A 23788-nucleotide genomic window follows, 5' to 3' on the forward strand; every position below is an offset into this window, starting at 1 on the left:
GCGCGTTACCGCAGCTTGAGGGTGGCGAGGCCGGTGAGCGCCAGCACGACGGCGATGATCCAGAAGCGGATCACGACCTGCGGCTCGGTCCAGCCCAGCTGCTCGAAATGGTGGTGGATCGGCGCCATCTTGAAGACGCGCTTGCCCGTGAGCTTGAACGACGTGACCTGGATGATCACGGACATGATCTCCAGCACGAAGAGGCCGCCCACGATCGCGAGGACGAATTCGTGCTTGGCCGCCACCGCGATCGTGCCGAGAAGCCCGCCGAGAGCGAGCGAGCCGGTATCGCCCATGAAGATCTGGGCCGGAGGCGCGTTGAACCAGAGGAAGCCGAGGCCTGCGCCGATGAGTGCGCCGCAGATGACGGCAAGCTCGCCGGTGCCGGGCACGAAATGGATCTGCAGGTAATTGGAGAACACCGCGTTGCCGGTCAGATAGGCGATGAACCCGAAGGTGCCGGCCGCGATCATCACGGGCACGATGGCGAGACCGTCGAGACCGTCGGTGATGTTGACCGCATTGCCGGCGCCGACGATCACGAAGCCTGCGAAGACGATGTAGAACCAGCCGAGATTGAAGATCAGTTCCTTCGAGAACGGGAGAGCCAGCTTGTTCGCGAGTCCCGGCGTCGCCATGTAGGAGATCGCCAGGCAGGCAACCGCCGCAATGAGCGCCTCGATCGCGAGGCGCGACTTGCCGGAGAAGCCCTTGTGCGACTGCTTCGTCACTTTCAGGTAATCGTCGTAGAAGCCGATGGCGCCGAAGCCCACGGTGACGAACAGCACCACCCAGACGTAATGGTTTGCGAGATTCGCCCACAAGAGTGTCGAGATCAGCACGCCCGCCAGGATCATCAGGCCGCCCATGGTCGGCGTGCCGCGCTTGGTCAGAAGGTGCGATTGCGGCCCGTCTTCGCGGATCGGCTGCCCCTTGCCCTGGCGCAGACGCAGAAGAGAGATCATCCACGGGCCGAAGAGGAAGACGATCAGCAAGGCGGTCGCGGTCGCGCCGCCGGTGCGGAACGTGATGTAGCGGAAAATATTGAGCGGACTGAAATAGGGGCTGAGCTCAGCCAACCAGGTTAACATCGATCATCCTTTCAGCGCGTTTGCCAATGGGCTCGCGCCGTAACGTTCTTTCAAAACTTTGACAACCAGGGCCATCTTCATGCTGAGCGAGCCCTTGACCATGATGGCATCACCGGGCCGGACTGCCGCGCAGACGGCATCGACCAGCTCGGCCGAGGTTTCGGCGTGGGCGGCGACCTTGGCTTTCGGCAGCGCGTCGACGAGGTTCTGCATCAGGGGACCGGCTGCGAACAACAGGTCGATCTTGTTCGCCTCGATGGCCTCCGCGAGTTCCGCGTGCAGGCGAGGTCCCGTTTCGCCCAGCTCCTTCATATCCCCCAGAACGGCGATCCGCCGCGCGCCGCGGCCGAGTTCCACGGCGCCCAGGTTGGCGAAGGCCGCGCGCATCGAGGCCGGATTGGCGTTGTAGCTCTCGTCGATCAGCAGCGCCTCATGATCGCCCATCGTGAGCATCGTCCGCTCGCCACGCCCGACCGGCGGCTTCAGCTCGGCGAAGGACAGCGCCACCAGCGCGAGGTCGGCACCCAGCGCATGGGAGGCGGCCAGCACGCTCAGGGAGTTGAGCGCGATATGCCGGCCTGCCGTGCCGATCCTGTAGGTCAGGGGCTGGCCGAAGATCGTCGCATCCACGACCGAATGATCCGGCTTCACGATGATGCGGTGCGCGCGGATGTCGGCCGCCTCATGCTCGCCGAAGGTGACCACGCGGCCCGCCGCGGACGCATAAGCATGGGCGCGCATGCGTTCGAAATAGGCGTTGTCGCGGCTGATGACCGCCGTGCCGCCGGGCTCCAGCCCTGAAAAGATCTCGCCCTTCGCATCGGCGATGCCCCAGAGCGAGGGGAAGAACTCGATATGGACCGGCTCCACGGTGGTGATCACGGCCACATGCGGGCGCACCATGCCGGTCAGCGGCAGGATTTCATACGCATGGTTCATGCCGATCTCGAACACGCCGTAGGCGGTCTCGCGCGGCATGCGGGCAAGGGTCAGCGGGACGCCCCAATGATTGTTGTAGGATGCAACCGAGGCATGGGTCGCGCCCTGTCGGGCGAGTGCGAGGCGCATGGCCTCCTTGGTGCCGGTCTTGCCGACGGAACCGGTGATGGCGACGATCTTTGCATCCGTGCGCTTGCGGGCCGCGCGCCCGAGCTGGCGCATGGCTCCGAGCACGTCCGGCACGACGATGAGCCTGTCGGAATCCTTGAAGGCAGGAGCCTTCTCGTCCGACACGACAGCCGCCGCTGCGCCTTTGTCCAGCGCCGCCGCCACGAAATCGTGCCCGTCGTGCACATCGCCCCTGATGGCGAAGTAGAGATCGCCGGGCTCCAGCGTGCGCGTGTCGATGGACGCGCCTGTCGCCTGTGCGAAGCCACCACCGACGCGGGCGCCGGTGGCGGCTAGGATTTCATCCAAGGTCCAAAGGGGCGAATTCATCCCTGCCTCTCCGCAATGGCCGCCCGGACCTCGTCGTGGTCCGAGAACGGCAGGGTCCGGTCGCCGATGATTTGGCCCGTTTCATGACCTTTGCCGGCCACGACCAGAATATCGCCTTCCCGAAGCTCCTTCACGGCCGTGCGAATGGCCTCGGCCCGGTCACCGATCTCCCGCGCGCCGGGCGCGGCCTTCATGATCTCGGCCCGGATGGCGGCCGGATCCTCCGAGCGAGGATTATCGTCCGTGACGATGACCATATCGGCCTTGTCGAAGGCGATGCGTCCCATGAGCGGACGCTTTCCCCGATCCCGGTCGCCGCCGCATCCGACGACGCAGAAGAGACGTCCCTTCACGAAGGGGCGCAGGGCGTCGAGCACATGGGCGAGCGCATCGGGCTTGTGCGCGTAGTCGACGATGCAGATCGCGCCATCGACCTCTCCCACCTGCTCCAGGCGACCCGGCACGCCCTTGAGGGACTCGAAGCCTCCGAGCACTTCCTCGACCCTGCCCTCGCCTTCGACGGCGAGAACGAGGCCCGCCGCCACAAGAGCGTTCTCGACCTGGAAGGCTCCAAGCAGTGGAAGCGTCGTCCGGATGGTCCTCCCGAACGCCTCGACGGTGAGCGCCTGCGTGAAACCCTCAGTGCGGGCCTCGACGAGACGGATGGTCTCGCCCATGCTGCCCGTCGTGATGAGCTTCAGCCCGCGCTCGCGCACGCCCTGAAGGAAGACGTCCGCATAGGGCCCGTCCGCATTGATGATGGCAGGCGCATCGTCGGGCAGAAGCGTGTCGAACAGGCGCATCTTTGCCTTGGCATAGGCCTCCGTCGTGGCGTGGTAGTCGAGATGATCGCGCCCGAGATTGGTGAAGCCGGCAGCCTGAAGACGCACGCCGTCGAGACGGCGCTGATCGATGCCGTGCGAGGAAGCCTCCATGGCAAGCCGCGTGACGCCGTCCTGGGCGAGGCGATCGAAGCTCTCGTGCAGGGAAATCGGGTCCGGCGTCGTGAGAGAGCCATAGGCGGCGCCGTCGGACGTGATGATGCCCAGCGTGCCGACGCTCGCGGACTTGTAGCCCAGATGTGCGAAAAGCTGGCGCGTGAAGTCGGCCACCGAGCTCTTGCCGCTCGTCCCCGTGACGGCGACGACCTTCTCCGGCTGTCTCGGATAGAAGCGTGCTGCCGCGAGAGCGAGCGTGCGGCGCACGTCGGCGACCTGAACATAGGCGACATGGCCCGGCAGATCGGACGGGCGCGCCGCCTCGCCGACGATTGCGACCGCGCCGGCCACTACCGCCTGCGGCACGAAGCTCATGCCGTCCACCTTCGTGCCGGGCACGGCGAAGAACAGGGTTCCCTGCTCCACCTTGCGGCTGTCGGAGGCGATCTTCGAAACGGCGAGAGGGGCATGCTCATGCCCCCGTGCTTCAACGATCAGGTCGCCGAGTTGCTTGGTCTGTGCGCTCATCGGTTGCTGCCCCAGGCGCCGAGGCGCGACATCAACGGGAAAGGCTGCGACGGCGGCTCGAAGCGCGGCGGCACGCCGAGCAGCGGTGCCACACGCTCGACGATGTTTCCGGTCACGGGACCGGCGTTCCAGCCTGCGGTCGAGAAACCGTAGGTTCCCTCCACCGCCTGGGGTTCGTCCATGATCGTGAGGAACACGTATTTCGGCTTGTCGGCCGGCACCACCGCCGTGAAGGTGGTGAGGTTCTTGTTCTTGGAGTAGCGGCCGTTGATCACTTTCTCGGCCGTACCGGTCTTGCCGCCCACGAAGAAGCCCGCGATGGCTGCCGCGCTCGCCGAGCCTTCCGGCACCGATGCGTTGAGACGCATCACGTAGCGCATGGCTTCGCTCGTCTCGGGCTTGATCACCTGAAGGGCGTTCTGGCGCGCTTCCGCCTCCGTGCGCTTCAGGAAGGTCGGCTTGATCATCACGCCGCCATTGACCAGAGCGCCGACGGCCATGAGTGCCTGCAGCGGCGCGACCGCGAGGCCGTGGCCGAACGCGATGGTCATGGTGTTGAGTTCGCCCCAGCGCGGCGGAATGATCGGAAGGGCGTTTTCCGGCAGCTCGGTTTCGAGGCGCGAGAGCTGCCCCATCTTGCGCAGGAACGCCTTGTGTCCATCGACGCCGATGCCGAGCGCCATGCGCGCGGTGCCGATGTTCGACGAGTGAACGAAGACTTCCGGCGTGGTGAGCACCCGGTGCGTGGCATGGTAATCACCGATGGTGAACTTGCCGTAGCGCAGGCCGGAACGCGCATCGAAGCTCGAATTGATGTTGTACTTTCCGGAATCGAGCGCCATCGCGACCGTCAGCGCCTTGAAGGTCGAGCCCATCTCGAACACGCCGACATTGATGCGGTTGATCCGGTCCTTGTCGAGCGCATCCACCGGATTGTTCGGGTCGTAGTCCGGCAACGACACAAGGGCGATGATCTCGCCCGTGTTCACGTCCAGGATCGCGCCCGCCGTCGCCTTGGCCTTGTACTTGGCCATGCCCTTCACGAGCTCGTCGCGCAGGGCGTGCTGCACGCGCAGGTCGAGGGACAACTGGACGGGCTTCAGATCGGCGGCGGAAATGTTGAAGCCTGCGCCGTTGAGATCCTGCAGGCCCATGCTGTCGATGTATTTTTCCATCCCGGCGATGCCGACGTTGTCCACGTTGGCGAAGCCGAGCACGTGAGCGGCGGCTTCCGCATTGGGATAGATGCGCTTGTTCTCCGGCAGGAACCCGATTCCGGGAATGCCGAGGCGATGCACTTCCGCCTGCTGGCGCGGCGTGATCTCGCGCTTGACCCAGACGAAGCCCTTCTTGGTGCCGAGCTTGTTGCGAAGATCCGTGGCGTCGAGATCGGGCAGGACGGCGGTGAGAAGTTCGACCGCCTCGTCCTTGTCGATGATGTTGCGGGGCTCCGCGAAGACCGACACCATCTTCACGTCGGTCGCCAGGATCTCTCCGTTGCGATCGACGATGTCGGGACGCGCTGCGGAGATTTCTGACGAGGCCGCGCGGCGCACTTCGCTGGTATTCTCGCTCGTGACGGCCAGAAAGACGAGGCGTCCGCCGATGAGGCTGAACAGGCCGACGAAGCAGGCGGCCGCGAGGCCGACGCGCGACGTGCTCTTGTCGTGACGCAGACGGAACAGCTCGCGGGCGTGGCCGAGAATGCCGCGCTTCGCGCGCCGCGTCGAAGCGTGAGCGTGGTACTCCGCGTGCGACGGTGCGCCATTTGGAGAATCGAGCATCGGGTCGGTCCCGTAGGTGGCGCCCACTTCCGGGTGCGTCTCGTCGGGAAGGTTCTTACCCTGCCATTCGGTTTGGGGCTCTTGCAACACGAGGCTCACCGTCTAGGGGTTTGGGTCGTCGGGGTGCGGGCGTCCGAATTCTTGTCCTTCGGCGTCGATGTCGGCCCGAGAAGGCCGAGCGCCTCGAGCTTGCGGCCGATCTCATCCTCGCGGGAAGGACGGTTCGGCAGCTCGGATAGGCGCGCGAGCTGCTGGATCTTCAGGGGCTGCAGATCGAGATGCTTGTCGGCCGCTTCCTGAAGGCGGTCGGGGCGATCGAGATATTGCCACTCGGCCTGCAGCACCGCGATGGCCTCGCGTTCGCGCTGGACCTTGGTCTTCAGCTTCGCCACCTGCTCCGCGTAGTAGAGCGTGTCGTACTTGATCGAATAGGCATAACCTGCCGATGCGATGAGAGCGGAAATCGCGATGATATGGAGCAGCCGGATCATCGGCGCCCTCCCCGTTTTTCAGCCGTCTGCGGCAACTCGGCCAGCATGGCGATGGCGCTCAAAGGCTCCTGCGGCGGCGTGTTCGTGCGCGCGCCGGCCCGCAGTTTCGCCGAGCGCGCGCGTGGGTTGCGTGCCATTTCCTGCTCGCTCGGACCGACGGGACCTCTGGTGATGGCATCGAAAGTGGGCTCCGGTGCGGCAGCCGTCGGCAGGTGACGCGAGCCGGTGGCCGCGCGACCGGTGCGGGCCGCGAAGAACTGCTTCACGATGCGGTCTTCCAGCGAATGGAACGTGACCACCACCAGGCGTCCGCCGGGCTTCAGAATGCGCTCGGCCGCATGCAGGGCGCGCACCAGTTCGCCGAGTTCGTCGTTGACGGCGATGCGCAGGCCCTGGAACACGCGCGTGGCCGGATGGATGCCGCCGGGCTCCTGCCGGATCAGCGAGGCCACGAGATCGGCCAGCTGGCGCGTGGTCTCGAACGGCTCACGGCGGCGCATCTCGATGATGGCACGCGCCACCGCGCGGGCACGCCGCTCCTCACCGTAATGGTAGAAGATGTCCGCGAGTTCGGCCTCGGAGGATTCGTTGACGAGATCGGCCGCGCTCGGGCCGCTCTGCTCCATGCGCATGTCGAGCGGGCCCTCGTTGCGGAACGAGAAACCACGCTCGGCTTGGTCGAGCTGCATGGACGACACGCCGATGTCGAGAACGACGCCGTCGACGCTCTCGAAGCCCTGCGCACGCGCGAGATCGTCGAGATCGCCGAAGCGTCCGGGGACGAGCATCAGGCGCTTCTTGAATTTGGCCGCAAGGGAAGCGCCGCCCGCGATCGCATCGGGATCGCGGTCGATGGCAACGACCTTGTTCTGGGGATGTCCGTCGAGGATGGCGCGCGTATAGCCGCCTGCGCCGAATGTGCCGTCGATGAAAGTGCCGCCGCGCTTGACATCGAGAGCCGTGCACACCTCCTCCAGGAGAACGGGAACGTGACGGGACGGTCCGCCAGCGGCTCCGGCTCCTGGGCCGTCGCCGCGTCCCATCATCGCTCCCGTACTCCTGGTGAGGTGTTCTGCACTAACCTTGGCTCCATAACTCGGCTTCCCAATGCTTTCTTCAGGTCTCGGACCTTCGTGCGCGCCTCCTCCAAGTGCGCACGGAAGCGCTCGGGCTCCCAAATCTGGAACTTGTGACCAAGTCCGACGAACGTCACCGTATCGCCGATCCCGGCATGCACTTTTACCGTGTCCGTCAGGATGACACGCCCCTCCGGATCGACCTTCAGAATCTCGCTTGTCCCGAACAAAGCCGTCGACAGCTGATCCCGCTCGTCCGAATAGGGCGACAGCGTCGACAAGAACGCATCGATCTCGTTCAGAAGCGTGTTGCCGCCCGCGTCCAATGCCTGCGCGTCGAGCGCCGGATGAACGTAGAGCCCCTCGAATCCGTCCCTGGCCAGCACGGCCCGGAAGGATGCCGGGATCGAGACGCGACCCTTCGAATCCAACTTGTTGGTGAAATTGGACACGAAGCGGTTCATTGGCCGCAGCTCGCACGCTCCTGATTGTCAGCCCCCAGGCAGATCTCGAGGATCCACCACCCGCAGCCGGTGATGACGCTACTTTCCGAAGCAGAACGTCAGCAATTCTTGAGTGCTTGACGCCCCCTTCGGAAGACACCGTCGACGGGATGGTTTGGGATAACATGGGACAATATGGGCGTCAACGGAACGGGGATGGTGGACACGCCTCGCGGCATGCGTTCCCCATGAGACGCATTTACGGTTAATGAATCGTAAGCGACGCAACGGTTTGCGCCGCTTTGATGCAAATTTCCGGCCTGTGGATAGATGGGGTCAGCCGGCCTGTAAGCCGGGTTCTGTAGGGCCCAAAGTCTAAGACCTTGGACGTGGCGACCATTCCTCTGGGACGATCATTGCTGACCGCCTCAAGCAACCAACCCGGACGACGAGCCTGGAAGCAGGCCTGGCGCGAACGCCTGTCGTCCCTATTCGGTTTTGCTCCTGGTGGGGTTTACCTTGCCGTGCGCATTGCTGCGTCCGCGGTGCGCTCTTACCGCACCCTTTCACCCTTACCCCGGGGTCCGAGAACCTTTGCGGGGCGGTCTGCTCTCTGTGGCACTTTCCCTGGGGTTTCCCCCGCCGGACGTTATCCGGCACCTTGCTTCCATGGAGCCCGGACTTTCCTCCCCGAGCGTGAGCTCGAAGCGGCCGCCCGGCCAGCTGACGATAGGGATGTGGTGCAAAAGACGGCCCCGCGTCAAGGCCGAAGGTTATTCGGCCGCGGCCGTCAACACCTTCACCTTCGCGCAATAGGCGCGCGAGGCGCTTGTCATCGTCGTCGTCCGGTGCCCGAACTGATAGCGCAGGATCGTGCCGCAGGTATCGCCGCCGGCGAGCTTGTAAGCTTTCGCGAGGTACTTCAATCCATAGCGCAGATTGGTTTCCGCATCGAGAAGACCCGCGGCCGGGCCCTGATAGCCGAGGGATTGCGCGGTACGGACATTGATCTGGGTCAGGCCGAGATGCGCGCCGTTGCGTGCGCCCGCATTGTAGCGGCTCTCGAGCCGGACAACGGCATCGGCCAGCTCATAAGGCAAGCCGTTCTCGGATGCATAGCGTGTGATCAAGGGCTTGAGAGCGCTGGCTTTGGCAGCATCGGCACGTCCGGAACGGGAGAGGCCCGACAGGTCGACGGGAAGAGCAGACGTCTCTTCGACGCCGGACTCATCCTCGTCCGCAGGAGCCTTGGCCGCGGCTGCGGCGGGCTCCACGGCGGCCTTCGCGACTTTGGCAGCTTCCTTGGTCTTCCTGTTCTCGCCCTTGGCCGCCTTGCCTGATTTCGCAGCCTTGGCGGCCTCGACCGCCTCCTCTGCGTCGATGGCAGCCTGTTCTTCCTTGAGAGCGGCCTCGGCAGCCTTCTGCTCCTCGATCTGCGCGCGGACGAACTCCTCGGCGTCCTGCGGAGAAACCAGGGTGCTTTCCGCCCGCGCTTGCGACGCAAGGTCAAGCGTAGCCAAGCTTAGGATGACGGCCGCCACCGTTCTCAAATCACGCTGCCAAGTCATATGCAAACTCCAGATGGCATAGGCCGTAGAGCGGCGGTGGGTGGTGGCGAAATAAGGCAAAGTTGTGGCTTGGCAAGTCGCAATCATGTCCGAACAATGCTTAAGATAGACGCTTGAGAGAGCTAAAACCGAGGCTGAATAAGGCAGAAATAGCCTGAGCACAGGGCCGAAAAATTATTCACTTCTCTCGGAGGAATAAAAGGCAATTCGTCCGCCATATGGCAGCTTCACGAATCATCGGTATGAAATTACGTATCGTTATTCTCCGCCCGTAATCCGAAGGGAAATTTGATGAAGTCCATTATCGTCGCGGCTGCCGCAGGTGCGCTCGTGCTTTCATTGACAGCCTGCAACACGCCAGGAGAGCGCGCCCTCGGCGGCGGAGCCATCGGCGGTCTCGCCGGAGCGGCCGTCGGCGGCTTGGCGACCGGCCATGCGAGCGGCGCCCTCGCGGGCGCGGCCATCGGCGCCGCCGGCGGTGCCGTGGTCAGAGCTGCGACGACACCTGAGCCCGAGCCCATATATGTCGAAGAGCCGATGCCTGCCGCTCCCATCCGCAGAGCGGGAAATCCCGGAGGCCAAGGCCGAGTCGATCAGGGCAGCCAGGGTTGGTCGCCCAAGGACTGCAAATACGGAACCATGATGCATCATGGCTCCCTCGTTTGTTCCCCTTGACATCCCATGGAACCGATCGGCTAGGAAACAGTTGGCAGTATAGCTAAGCTGAAGTGCTCAAGCTTTCTCCAATTGTCTGTCGCTGACCAAGAGGACACGTCCATGAAGAAAATCATCACCGCTGTCGCCGCGGGTGCTCTCACCCTCTCGATCGCCGCGTGCAACACCCCGGGCGAGCGCGCAGTCGGCGGTGCCGCAGTGGGCGGCCTTGCCGGTGCGGCCATCGGCGGTGCTGCTACGGGTCGTGGCAGCGGTGCTCTGGCAGGCGCGGCCATCGGCGCTGCCGGTGGTGCCATCGTCGGCGCGGCAACAACTCCTCGTCCGGCTTGTCCTTACGGCACCTATCAGGACGTCTACGGCAACGTTTACTGCCGCTGATCGCGCATCAGAGACCGATTTTAAGGGGCTGGGGCATTCCCGGCCCCTTTCCTTTTGCCCGCACTTGAGATTACGACTGATCACAAGATGATTCAGTCGATTTGGGGTAAGCTGGGTGGCGCCGGCATAGGCCTCGCGTTGGGCGGGCCGATCGGCGCCCTTCTTGGTGGTGTCGCCGGCCACGTTCTCATTGACCGCGAAGGTGCTCCTTTCGGGAAGCCGCCGCGCGACGTGCTCTTCACCATGGGTCTCGTGGCCCTCGCGGCCAAGATGGCGAAGGCCGACGGGGTGGTGGTCGACGTGGAGGTCAGGGCCTTCGAGCAGATCGTCGACGTTCCGGAGAGCGAGCACGACAAGGTGGAGCGCCTGTTCAACCTCGCCATCCAGACTACGGACGGCTTCGAGGCTTATGCCCGCCAGATCGGCGATGCCTTCAAGGATGAGCCTGCCCTGCTCGAGGACGTGCTCGACGGCCTGTTCCACATCGCCAAGGCGGATGAAGCCATCCATGAGGCGGAATATGCCTACCTCAAGGAGGTGGCGACGGTCTTCGCCTTCTCGGATCAGGATTTCGCGCGCATTGCCGCGCGGCACGTGCAGCGTGCCGACGATCCCTACCTCGTCCTTCAGGCGGACCGGAGCATGACCGACGAGGAGTTGAAGCGGCAGTATCGCCGGCTCGTGGCCGAGAACCATCCCGACCGGGAGATCGCCCGTGGCCTGCCGCCCGAGGCCGTGAAGATCGCGACCGAGCGCGTGGCCGCCATCAACGCCGCCTGGGAAATCATTGCGTCCGAGCGGAATCTCAGGTGACGGCATGAGCGCTCTTTCGCCGGAAAGCCCGGTCGCCAGCAAGGTCTTTCCGTCGCCCAACCACGGGGAGCGCAAGGACGCTCAGCGCCCCAGCATGGTCATTCTCCACTACACGGGCATGCCGGATGAAGGCGAGGCCCTGCAGTGGCTGTGCAATCCCGTGTCCCAGGTCTCGGCCCACTATTTCGTGTTCGGCGACGGTCGCGTCCTTCAGCTCGTCCCGGAGATGCGCCGGGCCTGGCACGCGGGCCTCTCCTCTTGGGACGGCGAGATCGACATCAATTCCTGCTCCATCGGCATCGAGATCGCCAATCCAGGCCACCCGGGCGGCCTGCCACCCTTCCCCGATGCGCAGATCGAAAGCGTCGCGGCCCTGGCCAAGGACATCGTGACTCGCTGGCGCATTCCCCAAACCCGGGTGCTCGGCCATTCCGACGTCGCCCCCGGCCGCAAGGTCGATCCGGGCGAGCTTTTCCCCTGGCAACGCCTGCACGAGGCGGGCGTCGGGCATTGGGTTGTTCCGTCCGCGACGAGCGACGGCCGCTTCTTCTCGCGTGGCGACCAGGGCATGCCCATCGAAGCCCTGCAGGCGATGCTCGCCATGTACGGCTACGGGGTGAAGATCAACAGCGTCTTCGACGAGGACACGGAAAAGGTGGTCGCGGCCTTCCAGCGCCACTTCCGGCCCGAGCGCGTCGATGGCGTGGCGGACGCTTCGACCATCATGACCCTGCGCAACCTGATCGCCACGCGGCCGCAGCCCGCCGCATGACAAAGAGTTAACTCGTAACGATCCGGGAAATCGGCCACAATCGGCCCTCATGACATGGAATGTCTTGGAGGGGATTTTCGGTGCGTCGCGTCTGGTTGTGGTTGATCGGCATCGTGCTCGTGGCAGGAGCCCTCGGTTTCGTGCTGTGGAAGCCCACGGGGAGCAGCGCATCCGATCAGCCCTACCGCCTCGGCGTGGTGGATCGCGGCCCCATCACGGCGAGCGTCCGCGCCACCGGCACGCTCAACCCCGTCACGACCGTGCTCGTCGGCTCCCAGCTCTCGGGTCAGGTGGTCGAGATCCTGGCCGACTACAACACGCCCGTGAAGGAAGGCCAGGTGGTCGCCCGCCTCTATGCGGAGCAGATCAAGTCGCGCCGTGACGCGGCCCTGGCGGATCTGGCCCAGGCAAGGGCAGACCTCGACACCAAGCGCGCTCAGATCGACAAGGCCAAGTCCGCCCTGCAGCGCTCGGAGGCGCAGGCGAACGATCTCGGCGCGCAGCGCGACCGGGCGCGCGCCCAGCTCACCGAAGCCCAACGCAATCTCGACCGGCAGCGGGAGCTGACCACCCGCTCGGTGGGAACCCAGACGGCCCTCGAGCAGGCCGGAACGCAGCTCGACGTGCAGAAGGCGAACCTCGCCTCGGCCGAGGCGCAGATCGCGTCGAACAAGGCGGAGACGGAGGGGCTCAAGGCGGATCTTGCGCTGGCCGAAGCGAACCTGAAATCCGCCGAGGCGATGATCCTGCAAAAGCAGGCGAAGCTGAAGGACATCGAGATCGATCTCGCCCGGACAGACATCAAATCCCCGGTCGACGGCGTCGTGGTGCAGCGTGACATCGAACTCGGCCAGACCGTCGCGGCCTCGCTCTCCGCGCCGACCCTGTTCACCATCGCGCAGGACCTGAGGGAGATCGACATCTACGCCAATATCGACGAGGCGGATGTGGGGCGCCTGAAGGATGGGCAGAAGGTGACCTTCACCGTCAACGCCTATCCGAACCGCACTTTTGAGGGCACCGTGCGCATGGTGCGCCTGTCCGCCCAGACGGTGCAGAACGTGGTGACTTACACGGCCGTCATCGGCGTGAAGAACCGCGATCAGGCCCTACTTCCCGGCATGACGGCGAACGTCCAGATCGTCACGGACGAGCGCGACGACGTGCTGCGCGTTCCGAATGCGGCCCTGCGCTATCGGCCCCCGGTTGCCGTCGTATCGGGCGGGCCGGCGAACGCCGCGCAGGACGGCCAGCCACGGCGGCGCGGGCGCGCCAAGGATGCGGAGATGCAGGCCGACGAAGGCACGAGCGGGCGCATCTACCGCGTCGGACAGGACGGCAATCCGCAGGCCGTGCATGTGCGTCTCGGCGCGACCGACGGGGTCTATACGGAGATCCTGCGCGGCGACGTGCAGGAAGGCGCGGCGATCATCGTCGGAGCCCAACGCGCAGGCGCGGGCGACGATGCGGGCGCTTCGACAACTGGCCGCCGTCCACGCCCGCCGCGCATGTTCTAAAGGAGCACGCCGTGGCTCTCATCGAAACGCACGAACTCAGGCGGATCTACGATCTCGATGCAGGCCGCGTCGTCGCTCTCGACGGCGTTTCGCTCGCCATCGAGAAGGGCGATTTCGTCGCCGTGATGGGTCCGTCCGGCTCCGGCAAGTCCACGTTCATGAATCTCGTCGGCTGCCTCGACAGGCCGACCAGCGGCCAGTACCGGCTGGCGGGGACGGCGGTCGAAAGTCTCGATTCGGATGGCCTGGCGCGGCTGCGCAACCGGGAGATCGGCTTCGTGTTCCAGCAGTTCAACCTGCTGCCGCGCGTGGATGCGCTCGGCAATGTGGAGCTGCCCATGGTCTATGCGGGTTTCGACCGCAGGACGCGTCGCGAACGCGCCCTGCATGCGCTTGGGCGCGTCGGGCTCGCCGAGCGCGCGCATCACCGGCCGATGCAGTTGTCGGGCGGGCAGCAGCAGCGCGTCGCGATTGCGCGCGCGCTCGTCAACAGCCCGAGCCTGCTGCTCGCGGACGAGCCCACCGGGGCGCTGGACAGCCGCACGGCGAACGAGATCATGGCCTTGTTCCAGGAACTCAACCGCGAGGGCGTCACCATCGTGCTCGTCACCCACGATGCGGAGGTGGGCCGACATGCGCACCGCCTCGTCCGCTTCCGGGACGGCCATGTGATCGAGGATCACCGCCAGATCCCTGTGGATGCGCGGGTGCTTGCCCGGGAGGCCGCGGAATGAGGCTGATCGAAGCGATCCGTTCCGCGCTCTCGGCCATCATGGCCAACGCCCTGCGCAGCCTTCTGACGATGCTCGGCATCGTCATCGGCGTCGCGGCCGTCATCGCCATGGTGGCGATCGGATCGGGCGCGCGCAATCTCGTCGACAGCCAGATCCGCTCGCTCGGCGCGAACCTCGCGATCGTCACGCCCGGCAACGTGACCCAGGGCGGCGCGCGGCTCGGCGCCGGCGCGGCTTCCTCGCTCACGGACGAGGACGCACGCGCCATCCGGCGCGAGGTCGACGGCGTGGTGGCGGCGGCGCCCTTCGTGCAGGGCGGCACGCAGGTCGTGGCCGGTGGCAGCAACTGGGGCACACGCATCTACGGCGTCGATCTCGACTGGTTCTCGGCCCGCGAATGGGATGTCGCCACCGGCCGCACCTTCGATCCGGAAGAGGTCAGGCGCGGCGACATCGTCATCCTTCTCGGCCAGACGGTCGCGCGCAATCTCTTCGGCGAGGACGATCCCATCGGCCAGACCGTACGCGTGCGCAATGTGCCCTTCCGCGTGATCGGCGTCATGGCATCGAAAGGACAATCGGCATTCGGGCAGGATCAGGACGACGTGGTCTTCGTGCCTCTCGATGCGGGTCGCCGCCGCGTGATCGGCCGCAACTACGCCAAGGATGGATCCGTCGGCTCGATCTTCGTGAAATTCGCCGACGAGAACGACATCGAACCGGGCATCGCCAACATGACGGAGCTGCTGCGCCAGCGCCATCGCATCATGGGCGAACAGGAGGACGATTTCTCCATCCGCAACCTGACCGAGATCGCCAACACCGCGTCCGCCTCGGCCAACACCCTGTCCATGCTGCTCGCCGCCGTCGCCGCCGTGTCGCTTCTGGTCGGCGGCATCGGCATCATGAACATCATGCTGGTCTCTGTCACGGAGCGCACCCGCGAGATCGGCCTGCGCCTCGCCGTCGGCGCGCGTCCGCGCGACATCCTGAGCCAGTTCCTGATCGAGGCGACGACGCTCTCGACCATCGGCGGGGCGCTCGGCATCGGCCTCGGCGCAGGCGCCGCCTACCTCGTGGCGCAGCTCGCCGGCTGGCCCTCGCTCGTATCGACGAACGCCATCATCATCGCGGTCGGCTTCTCGGCGCTCGTCGGCATCTTCTTCGGATTCTACCCGGCGCAGCGCGCGGCGAAACTCGATCCGATCGAGGCGTTGCGGCGGGAGTGACACCCCCTTGTCATTCCCGGCCGGAGCGCAGCGGAGGGGAAGGGAATCCATAGCGCTGAGCGTGTAGGTGGATCCCCTTCCCTCGCCTACGGCTCGCCGGGGATGACACCGGAGAGCGATGTCCTACTCCGCCGCCATCACGCGATAACTCGCCGGATCGTAGTTGAGGATCGGGGCGAGCCAGCGCTCGACCTCCGCGACGCTCATGTCCTTGCGCGCGGCATAATCCTCGACCTGATCGCGCTCGACCTTGGCGACGCCGAAGTAATAGGCGTCCGGATGCGACAGGTAGAGTCCCGATACGGAGGAACCCGGCCACATGGCGTAGGACTCGGTGAGCGTCACGCCGATGCTGCGCTCGGCGTTGAGCAGGCTGAACAGGGTCGCCTTTTCCGTGTGGTCGGGCTGTGCGGGATAGCCCGGAGCCGGGCGGATGCCCTGGTATTCCTCGCCGATCAGTCCCTCGTTGCTGAGGTTCTCGTCGGACGCATAGCCCCAGAACTCCTTGCGCACGCGCTCGTGCATCCGCTCGGCAAAGGCTTCCGCCAAGCGGTCGGCCAGCGCCTTCACCATGATCGAGCGGTAATCGTCGTTGGCGCGCTCGAAGCGTTCCGCGATGCGTACTTCCTCGATGCCGGAGGTCACCACGAAGGCGCCGATCCAATCGGGCTTTCCGCTCTCGGCGGGAGCGATGAAATCGGACAGGCAGAGATTGGGCTTGCCGTCGCGCTTGGAGAGCTGCTGACGCAGGCCGTGGAAGGTCGCAAGCTGCTCCGTGCGGCTCTCGCCGGTATAAAGGCGAATGTCGTCACCGACCGCGTTGGCGGGCCAGAATCCGATCACCGCCTTCGGGTTCAACCAGCGCTCCTCCACGAGCTGCTTGAGCATGCCTTGAGCATCATCCCAGAGCTGCCGCGCGGCCTCCCCCTGCTTCTCGTCTTCGAGGATGGCCGGGAAGCGCCCCTTCAGCTCCCAGGTCTGGAAGAACGGCGTCCAGTCGATATAGGGCACGAGCTCCCCCACATCGTAGCTGCGGAACACGCGCGCGCCGGTGAAGCTGGGCTTGGGCGGCTGGTAGGACGACCAGTCGGGCGTGAACCTGTTGGCCCGCGCCTTGTCGATGGACAGGCGCTGCTTGTCGGCCTCGGATCGCGCATGGGCGTCAGCCACCTTGCGGTATTCGGAGCGCAGCGTCTCCACATAGCCGTCCTTCATGTCGGGCGACAGAAGCGACGACACGACGCCGACGGCGCGGCTCGCATCCGTCACGTAGACGGCCTGGCCCTTGTTGTAGTTCGGGTGGATCTTCACCGCCGTGTGCACGCGGCTCGTGGTCGCGCCCCCGATGAGGAGCGGAATGTCGAAACCTTCGCGCTCCATCTCGCTCGCCACGTTCACCATCTCGTCGAGGGACGGCGTGATGAGGCCCGAGAGGCCGATCACGTCCACGTTCTCCTTGCGCGCGGTCTCCAGGATCTTCTGGGCCGGTACCATGACGCCGAGGTCGATGACCTCATAGTTGTTGCAGGCGAGAACCACGCCGACGATGTTCTTGCCGATGTCGTGCACGTCGCCCTTCACGGTCGCCATAAGCACCTTGCCGGCGGCGGAGCGCCCGGTGTCGCCGGTGGCTTCCTTCTCGGCCTCCATGAACGGCATGAGATAGGCGACCGCCTGCTTCATGACGCGGGCGGATTTCACCACCTGCGGCAGGAACATCTTTCCAGCGCCGAAGAGATCGCCCACCACGTTCATGCCGGCCATGAGCGGCCCCTCGATCACGTGCAGCGGACGCTCGGCCGCCTGCCGGGCCTCTTCCGTGTCCTGCTCGATGAACTCGGTGATGCCGTTGACGAGCGCATGCTCGATGCGCTTGCCCACGGGCCAGGAGCGCCATTCGAGATCGGCAGCCTTCACAGCTCCCGATCCATCGCCCTTGAATCGCGGCGCCGCCTCCAGCAGCCGTTCCGTCGCATCGGGGCGGCGGTTGAGGACCACGTCCTCGCACAGTTCGCGCAGCTCGGGGTCGATCTCGTCGTAAACGGCCAGCTGACCGGCATTCACGATGCCCATGTCCATGCCGACCTTGATCGCATGGAACAGGAACACGGAATGCATGGCCTCGCGCACCGGCTCGTTGCCGCGGAACGAGAAGGACAGGTTCGACACGCCGCCCGAGATGTGGGCGTGCGGCAGCGTCTCGCGGATGATCCGCGTCGCCTCGATGAAAGCGACCCCGTAGCCGTTATGCTCCTCGATGCCGGTGGCGACCGCGAAGACATTGGGATCGAAGATGATGTCTTCCGGCGGGAACCCGACCTGCTCGGTCAGGATCCTGTAGGCCCGCGTGCAGATCTCGACTTTTCGCTCCAACGTATCGGCCTGGCCCTGCTCGTCGAAGGCCATCACGACGACGGCAGCACCATAGGAACGACAGATCTTCGCGTGCTCGATGAAAGACTCCTCACCCTCCTTCATGGAGATCGAGTTCACGATGGCCTTGCCCTGGATGCACTTGAGGCCGGCTTCGATCACGTGGAACTTGGACGAGTCGACCATCACCGGAACGCGGGCGATATCCGGTTCCGCCGCGACGAGGTTGAGGAACTCCACCATGGCCTTCTCGGAATCGAGCAGGCCCTCGTCCATGTTGACGTCGATGATCTGCGCGCCGTTCGCCACCTGGTCGCGTGCCACGTCGAGGGCGGCCGCGTAGTCGCCATTGGTGACGAGCTTGCGGAACTTGGCCGATCCCGTGACGTTCGTGCGCTCGCCCACGTTCACGAAAGGAATGTCGGAGGTGAGGACGAACGGCTCGAGGCCCGACAGACGCATGAGCGGCTGCATCTTCGGCACGGAGCGCGGCGCCTTGCCGGCGACGGCCTCCGCAATGGCGCGGATATGATCCGGCGTCGTTCCGCAGCAGCCGCCGACCACGTTGACGAGGCCGGCATCGGCGAATTCCGCGATCATCCGCGCCGTGGCCGCCGGGCTTTCGTCATAGAGGCCGAACTCGTTCGGCAGTCCCGCATTCGGATAAGCGCAGACCAGAGTGTCGGCAACCTTGCCGATCTCCTGGATATGCGCGCGCATCTCGCGCGCGCCGAGCGCGCAGTTGAGGCCGATGGAGAACGGGTCGGCATGGCGCACCGAATGCCAGAACGCCGTCGGCGTCTGGCCCGACAGGGTGCGGCCGGAGAGATCCGTGATGGTTCCCGAGATCATGACCGGGAGCTTCACGCCCTTCTCGGCGAAGACCTGGTGCGTCGCCACGATGGCGGCCTTGGCGTTGAGCGTATCGAAGATCGTCTCGATGAGGATGATCTCGGCCCCGCCGTCGACGAGTCCCCTCACCTGCTCGGCGTAAGCGTCGCGCACCTGATCAAAGGTCACTGCGCGGTAGCCGGGATTGTTCACGTCCGGCGAGATCGAGAGCGTCCGGTTCGTCGGACCGATGGCACCGGCCACGAAGCGGCGGCGGCCGTCTTCCTTCTCGGCCATCAGCGCGGCCTCGCGGGCGATCCGCGAGCCCTCGAAGTTCAGCTCGTAGACGATCTCCTCCATGCCGTAATCGGCCTGGGCGATGGAGGTGCCCGAGAAGGTGTTCGTCTCCACGATGTCCGCGCCCGCGCGGAAGTAATCGAGGTGCACGTTGCGCACCGCGTCGGGCTGCGTGAGGATGAGCAGATCGTTGTTGCCCCTGACGTCCTGCTTCCAGTCCCTGAACCGCTCACCCCGGAAATCCTCTTCAGAGAAGCGCGAGCGCTGCAGCTCGGTTCCCATCGCGCCGTCGAGCACGAGAATCCGCTTCGAGGCCGCTTCGCGGAGCGCCTTGATCACATCGGCACCATTGGCCGGGCGAGGATGATACGCAGTCATTCGATCGGTTCTCTTTTCACCCCGGTCGGATTTGCGCCGGCCGATGAAATTCGTTCAACGTTGCAAAAGTGAATGCCCGGCTTGGCCGGGCATCGGGAAACTCAAGCCGCGGCCTTCACGCTCTGATCGCGCAGGCCGAGCAGATGGCAGATGGCATAGACCAGATCGGCGCGGTTCATGGTGTAGAAGTGAAACTCGTTCACACCGCGATCGAGCAGATCGAAGACCTGCTCGGCGGCGACGGCGGCGGCGATGAGCTTTCGCGTCTCCACATCGTTCTCGAGCCCCTCGAAGCGCGCGGCGAGCCAGCCCGGAACGCTGGCGCCGGTCTTCGAGGCGAAGTTGGCGGTCTGCTTGAAGTTCTGCACGGGCACGATGCCGGGCACGATCGGGATGTCGATGCCGCGCGCGCGGACACGGTCGAGATACCGGAAGTACAGGTCGTTATCGAAGAAGAACTGAGTGATGGCACGGTCTGCGCCGCAATCGACCTTGCTCTTCAAGGCATCGATATCGGCATCGAGCGAAGCGGCTTCGGGATGTTTCTCCGGATAGGCGGAAACGGAGACTTCGAAATCGCCGATGGCCTTGATGCCGGCGACGAGATCGCAAGCCTGCTGGTACCCGCCGGAATGCGGCTCATAGGCCGTTCCGATGCCGCCGACGGGATCGCCGCGCAGGGCCACGATGTGGCGCACGCCCGCATCCCAATAGGAGCGGACGACGTCATTCACCTCGTCCTTCGTCGCGGCCACGCAGGTGAGATGCGCGGCGGGCTTGAGAGGCGTTTCCTTCAGGATGCGCGATACCGTGGCATGGGTGCGCTCGCGCGTGGAGCCGCCCGCGCCATAGGTGACGGAGACGAAATGCGGATTGAGGGGAGCCAGGCGTTGGATCGACGCCCAGAGCGTCGTTTCCATGTCCGGCGTCTTCGGCGGGAAGAACTCGAACGAGACCTTGATCGGAGAGGGATTCTGCCGGCTGGGGCGAAGGGCGAGCGGTGACATCAGGCGACCTCTCTGTCGGGTTCACTCAAGGGCCAATCCGTCACCACGCGGCGGTCCTGGCCAAGCCATAAGGATACGGTCAACTGCTCGTCGCCTTTCGTCGGCGGAGCGATCTCCCGGTTGAGGGTGCAGTCGAGTCCCGCCTCGTCGAGCCATCCGGCGACCTGGGTGGGAGCGAAGCCGAGGCGGCGATGCGCCTGGGCCTCGCGGAGGAATTCGAGGTTATGCGGCGCGAAATCGACCACGAGGATCCGCCCACCCGGCGCCACGAGGCGCGCTGCCTCGCGGATGGCCCGTGCCGGGTCGTCCAGGTAATGCAGCACCTGATGGATCACCACCAGGTCGAAGGTGTCGCGCGGGAACGGGGGCGCATAGATGTCGCCCTGGCGCAACTCGATGCCCCGCAAACCCGCATTCTCGAGATTGGCCCGCGCCACGGAGAGCATGGCGTGGCTGGCATCGAGCCCGACCGTGCGGCTCGCACGGGGCGCCAACAGCTGCAACATCCGGCCGGTGCCGGTGCCGAGATCGACGAGATTGCGGATCCTGGCCGGGCCCAGTGCCTCCAGAACCGCCGCCTCGACCACCGTTTCAGGAGCGTGGAGAGAGCGGATGCGGTCCCAATCCGGCGCCAGCCGGGAGAAGAAGGCCTGAGCGGCCTGCGAGCGCTGGGCGCGCACGGCCTCCAGGCGGGTGCGGTCCTCCAGCAGCTGCGGATCGGACCGGTCGAGGCTCTCCAGGGTCGGGCGGATGATCCGGAGGGCAACGCCCCGGTCGGTGAGCCGGAAGAAGGCCCAGGCCCCCTCCCGGTGCCGCTCCACGAGCCCAGCCTCGACGAGAAGCTTCAGGTGACGGGAGATTCGCGGCTGGGACTGCCCGAGGATATCCGTGAGGTCCGAAACGGAGAGCTCACCTTCCGTCAGCAAAGCGAGGATCCGCAGGCGCGTCTCCTCGGCGGCTGCCCTAAGGACATCCAGGGTCAGGTCCAGCGATGGGGACGGAGTGTCCGGCACGGCCAAAACTCGCTCTTACATATAAAGATATATTTATGTGTATTTTGAAGAGAGAGCAAGCGAATGTATTGGCTGAACCTTCCCTGCTGTCAGGGCGCTTCTCGAAGGCTCGATGGGCGCGACCATGACAGGAGGGATGTTATCAGAGAGTGTGGTAGCCGCTGCCGATCGGCTACCACCATGACAACCTACCGGAACGGCGGCTCGTCGAAGCTGCGCAGCTTGCGTGAATGCAGGGACGATCTCTGGCCTTTGAGGATGTCGAGGGCCGCGAGACCGATCATGAGATGCTCGCTGACGGCCCGCTCGTAGAAGGCGTTGGCCGCCCCCGGCAGCTTGATCTCCCCATGCAGCGGCTTGTCCGAGACGCACAGGAGGGTGCCGTAAGGAACGCGGAGCCGGTAGCCTTGGGCCGCGATGGTGCCGCTCTCCATATCCACCGCAATGGCGCGGGACAGGTTGATCTGGCGCCGCTCCTGGCTCCAGCGCAGCTCCCAGTTCCGGTCGTCGTAGGTCACGACCGTACCCGTGCGCAGGCGCCGCTTCAGCTCCTCGCCCCGTTCGCCGGTGACCTGTACCGCCGCGTCCTGGAGGGCGACCTGGATCTCGGCGAGAGCCGGGATCGGGATCTCCGGCGGCACGGCGCTGTCGAGGATGTGGTCGCGCCGGAGATAGCCGTGAGCCAGCACGTAATCGCCGATGGATTGCGATTGGCGCAGGCCGCCGCAATGCCCGACCATGAGCCAGCAATGGGGCCGCAGCACCGCCAGATGATCGGTGATGTTCTTCGCATTCGACGGACCAACGCCGATATTGACGAGCGTCACCCCCTGCCCGTCCTTGCGCATGAGGTGATAGGCCGGCATCTGGAACCGGTGCCAGGGCGATGAGCCGATCAGCTCCTCGACCACGGCCTCGTCCAGCCCCCGCTCGATGGTGATGCCGCCGGGGAGCACGAGCCTGGTATAGGGCCCCTCCTCGTCCGCCATCTCCTTCACGGCCCAGCGGATGAACTGGTCCACATAGCGGTGATAGTTGGTCAACAGGATCCAGGGCTGGACGCAGCGCCAGTCGCTGCCCGTGTAATGCACGAGGCGGCGGAGGGAGTAATCGATCCGGGCGGCATCGAAGAGCGCCAAGGGCCGGGGCTCGTTCTCATGGAAAACCCAAGTGCCATCGGCGATCTCGTCGCCGACCTTGGCGAGAAGGGGTGTCGGAAAATGCTGGGCGAGCTCGGACGCGGAATGGGCTCCGCGGCCCAGCTCGTCCCCACGCTCGAAGACATAGGGATAGGGAATTTCCTGGTCGCTGACGCCGACCTCTATCGTGGCTCCGTAATCGCGGACCAGATAGTTCAGCTGCTCCAGCAAGTAGTTCCGGAAGAAGGCCGGCTGCGTGATCGTGGTGGCATAGACGCCCGGCCCCTGGAACTTGGCATAGGCGCGCTGCTTGACCGGCGGCAGGGATGTCGACCGGTAATCCAGCCGTAATTCCGGATACCGGAAGCGGGACCGCTCGAAGGGCGTGGGTGCCGTGCCCGTCGAAAAGAAATGATCGAGAGCCTTGCGCTGCGCCTCGATGGCGCTGTCATGGAGCGCGATGAGCCGCTCGACGGCTTCTTCAGGTGTGGCAACGGATTGGAAGGTCGAAATGTGATCGGCGGGCACGTGGACTCTCTTCTTATGTCTCGCGCCTCAAGGGTCATACACCGTTTCGGGGCAGAACCCAACCGGGTTGGCGGAAGTTCGCTGCGAGGAGCCAAAATCCTTAAGCCAAGCGTCTCGCTGTGCGCATGACGGAGAGGAGGGCCGGCGGGGCCCTCCTCGCTGACATTACTCGCAGACTTGATCCCGGCGGATGACGACCCTGCCCCATTCATCCACGAAGCGGCGGCGGACCGTGTAGCAGGGCGGCGCCTCGTAGGCCGGCGCACCGTAATAGGTGGGACCGGCCGGATAGCTTGGGTATCCATAGGCGGGGCGTGAAGCCAATGCGCCGAGCGCCAAGCCGCCGACCACACCAGCAGCCACAGCGCCACCGGCGTCGTAGTCGCGATGACGATAGGGACGGTACCCGTAACCATAACCGTAGTTCGGACGAACGACTCCGTAGGGCGTGGCATAGGATCCGTCACGCCACCGACCCGTGCTTTCACCTGCCTGCGCAGGAGCGAATATCGCCATGGCACCGCTCATCGTCAGAGCGGCGCAGCCAGCAGCCAGAATAACCTTTAACCGAGACATCTTAGCCTCCTCACGGGAACGCGCTTTGGACGCCAAAGCTGAAACATTCGCTTCGTTCCCAACCTTTGAATCAAGAATAGATGTCCGTGCCTGAACTCAGGATGAAAGCTTCAAGCAAGGAGTTCGTGGCCGAGAGGCACTGCAATACAAAAAGAACCCGGGCGGGCAGATG

General features: G+C 65.0%; 20 protein-coding genes and 1 other RNA gene. 7 read left to right on the forward strand and 14 right to left on the reverse strand.

Annotated elements, in window-relative coordinates; genetic code table 11:
- Window positions 1-5: 5 nt before the first annotated feature.
- The 9 genes from mraY to DDF70_RS01020 all read right to left on the reverse strand — a co-directional run bounded on the left by mraY (window position 6) and on the right by DDF70_RS01020 (window position 9356).
- A complete protein-coding gene (gene mraY / locus DDF70_RS00980) occupies window positions 6-1091 on the reverse strand; it encodes a phospho-N-acetylmuramoyl-pentapeptide-transferase (protein WP_114942996.1) in 1086 nt (361 codons plus the stop codon).
- Window positions 1092-1094: 3 nt separating this feature from the next.
- Entirely contained in the window at window positions 1095-2528 is a 1434-nt protein-coding gene (locus DDF70_RS00985; protein ID WP_114942997.1) for a UDP-N-acetylmuramoylalanyl-D-glutamyl-2,6-diaminopimelate--D-alanyl-D-alanine ligase, read from the reverse strand.
- Window positions 2525-3994, reverse strand: a complete 1470-nt coding sequence (locus tag DDF70_RS00990) for a UDP-N-acetylmuramoyl-L-alanyl-D-glutamate--2,6-diaminopimelate ligase (RefSeq protein ID WP_114942998.1) — start codon at window positions 3992-3994, stop codon at window positions 2525-2527. Before DDF70_RS00990 ends, DDF70_RS00985 begins: the two co-directional genes overlap by 4 nt.
- Window positions 3991-5778 carry a peptidoglycan D,D-transpeptidase FtsI family protein gene (locus DDF70_RS00995; RefSeq protein ID WP_425374042.1) on the reverse strand — a complete coding sequence of 596 codons (1788 nt, stop codon included), beginning with the start codon at window positions 5776-5778 and terminating at the stop codon, window positions 3991-3993. Before DDF70_RS00995 ends, DDF70_RS00990 begins: the two co-directional genes overlap by 4 nt.
- Window positions 5779-5873: 95 nt before the next feature.
- Complete coding sequence (ftsL, locus tag DDF70_RS01000) at window positions 5874-6269, reverse strand: cell division protein FtsL (protein ID WP_114943000.1); 396 nt, start codon at window positions 6267-6269, stop codon at window positions 5874-5876.
- Window positions 6266-7315, reverse strand: coding sequence for a 16S rRNA (cytosine(1402)-N(4))-methyltransferase RsmH (gene rsmH, locus DDF70_RS01005; protein WP_114943001.1), 1050 nt, complete (start codon window positions 7313-7315; stop codon window positions 6266-6268). Before rsmH ends, ftsL begins: the two co-directional genes overlap by 4 nt.
- Window positions 7312-7809, reverse strand: a complete 498-nt coding sequence (gene mraZ / locus DDF70_RS01010) for a division/cell wall cluster transcriptional repressor MraZ (RefSeq protein ID WP_114943002.1) — start codon at window positions 7807-7809, stop codon at window positions 7312-7314. Before mraZ ends, rsmH begins: the two co-directional genes overlap by 4 nt.
- Window positions 7810-8120: 311 nt before the next feature.
- Window positions 8121-8515, reverse strand: an RNA gene (rnpB, locus tag DDF70_RS01015) — RNase P RNA component class A.
- A gap of 46 nt (window positions 8516-8561) precedes the next feature.
- Entirely contained in the window at window positions 8562-9356 is a 795-nt protein-coding gene (locus tag DDF70_RS01020) for a lytic transglycosylase domain-containing protein (RefSeq protein WP_114943003.1), read from the reverse strand.
- Window positions 9357-9647: 291 nt separating this feature from the next.
- Here DDF70_RS01020 and DDF70_RS37790 point away from each other — a divergent pair, with 291 nt between their 5' ends.
- The 7 genes from DDF70_RS37790 to DDF70_RS01055 all read left to right on the forward strand — a co-directional run bounded on the left by DDF70_RS37790 (window position 9648) and on the right by DDF70_RS01055 (window position 15474).
- Window positions 9648-10031, forward strand: a complete 384-nt coding sequence (locus DDF70_RS37790; RefSeq protein WP_245435315.1) for a hypothetical protein — start codon at window positions 9648-9650, stop codon at window positions 10029-10031.
- 102 nt (window positions 10032-10133) lie between these two features.
- Window positions 10134-10409 carry a glycine zipper domain-containing protein gene (locus DDF70_RS01030; RefSeq protein ID WP_114943004.1) on the forward strand — a complete coding sequence of 92 codons (276 nt, stop codon included), beginning with the start codon at window positions 10134-10136 and terminating at the stop codon, window positions 10407-10409.
- Between the two features lie 87 nt (window positions 10410-10496).
- Window positions 10497-11222 carry a TerB family tellurite resistance protein gene (locus DDF70_RS01035; RefSeq protein ID WP_114943005.1) on the forward strand — a complete coding sequence of 242 codons (726 nt, stop codon included), beginning with the start codon at window positions 10497-10499 and terminating at the stop codon, window positions 11220-11222.
- A gap of 4 nt (window positions 11223-11226) precedes the next feature.
- Window positions 11227-11994, forward strand: coding sequence for an N-acetylmuramoyl-L-alanine amidase (locus DDF70_RS01040; RefSeq protein WP_114943006.1), 768 nt, complete (start codon window positions 11227-11229; stop codon window positions 11992-11994).
- Window positions 11995-12074: 80 nt separating this feature from the next.
- The gene (locus DDF70_RS01045; protein ID WP_162820171.1) at window positions 12075-13511 is read left to right on the forward strand and encodes an efflux RND transporter periplasmic adaptor subunit; all 1437 of its coding nucleotides are present in this window, start codon (window positions 12075-12077) and stop codon (window positions 13509-13511) included.
- Between the two features lie 11 nt (window positions 13512-13522).
- Window positions 13523-14245, forward strand: a complete 723-nt coding sequence (locus DDF70_RS01050) for an ABC transporter ATP-binding protein (protein WP_114943008.1) — start codon at window positions 13523-13525, stop codon at window positions 14243-14245.
- Complete coding sequence (locus DDF70_RS01055) at window positions 14242-15474, forward strand: ABC transporter permease (protein ID WP_114943009.1); 1233 nt, start codon at window positions 14242-14244, stop codon at window positions 15472-15474. The genes DDF70_RS01050 and DDF70_RS01055 overlap by 4 nt, the downstream gene beginning before the upstream one ends.
- Window positions 15475-15597: 123 nt before the next feature.
- On the opposite strand, the gene metH is transcribed toward DDF70_RS01055, so the two are convergent.
- The 5 genes from metH to DDF70_RS01080 form a co-directional block, all read right to left on the reverse strand.
- Entirely contained in the window at window positions 15598-19353 is a 3756-nt protein-coding gene (metH, locus tag DDF70_RS01060; protein WP_114943010.1) for a methionine synthase, read from the reverse strand.
- Between the two features lie 101 nt (window positions 19354-19454).
- Window positions 19455-20360 (reverse strand): methylenetetrahydrofolate reductase [NAD(P)H], encoded by a 906-nt coding sequence (metF, locus tag DDF70_RS01065; protein WP_114943011.1) that lies wholly within the window; start codon window positions 20358-20360, stop codon window positions 19455-19457.
- On the reverse strand, window positions 20360-21373 hold the full coding sequence (locus DDF70_RS01070; protein WP_114943276.1) for an ArsR/SmtB family transcription factor: 1014 nt from the start codon (window positions 21371-21373) through the stop codon (window positions 20360-20362). Before DDF70_RS01070 ends, metF begins: the two co-directional genes overlap by 1 nt.
- 188 nt (window positions 21374-21561) lie before the next feature.
- Complete coding sequence (locus DDF70_RS01075; protein ID WP_114943012.1) at window positions 21562-23040, reverse strand: AMP nucleosidase; 1479 nt, start codon at window positions 23038-23040, stop codon at window positions 21562-21564.
- Between the two features lie 165 nt (window positions 23041-23205).
- Window positions 23206-23616, reverse strand: coding sequence for a hypothetical protein (locus DDF70_RS01080; protein WP_114943013.1), 411 nt, complete (start codon window positions 23614-23616; stop codon window positions 23206-23208).
- Window positions 23617-23788 lie beyond the last annotated feature (172 nt).

The sequence above is a fragment of the Microvirga calopogonii genome, assembly GCF_003347665.1.
GTDB lineage: Bacteria > Pseudomonadota > Alphaproteobacteria > Rhizobiales > Beijerinckiaceae > Microvirga > Microvirga calopogonii.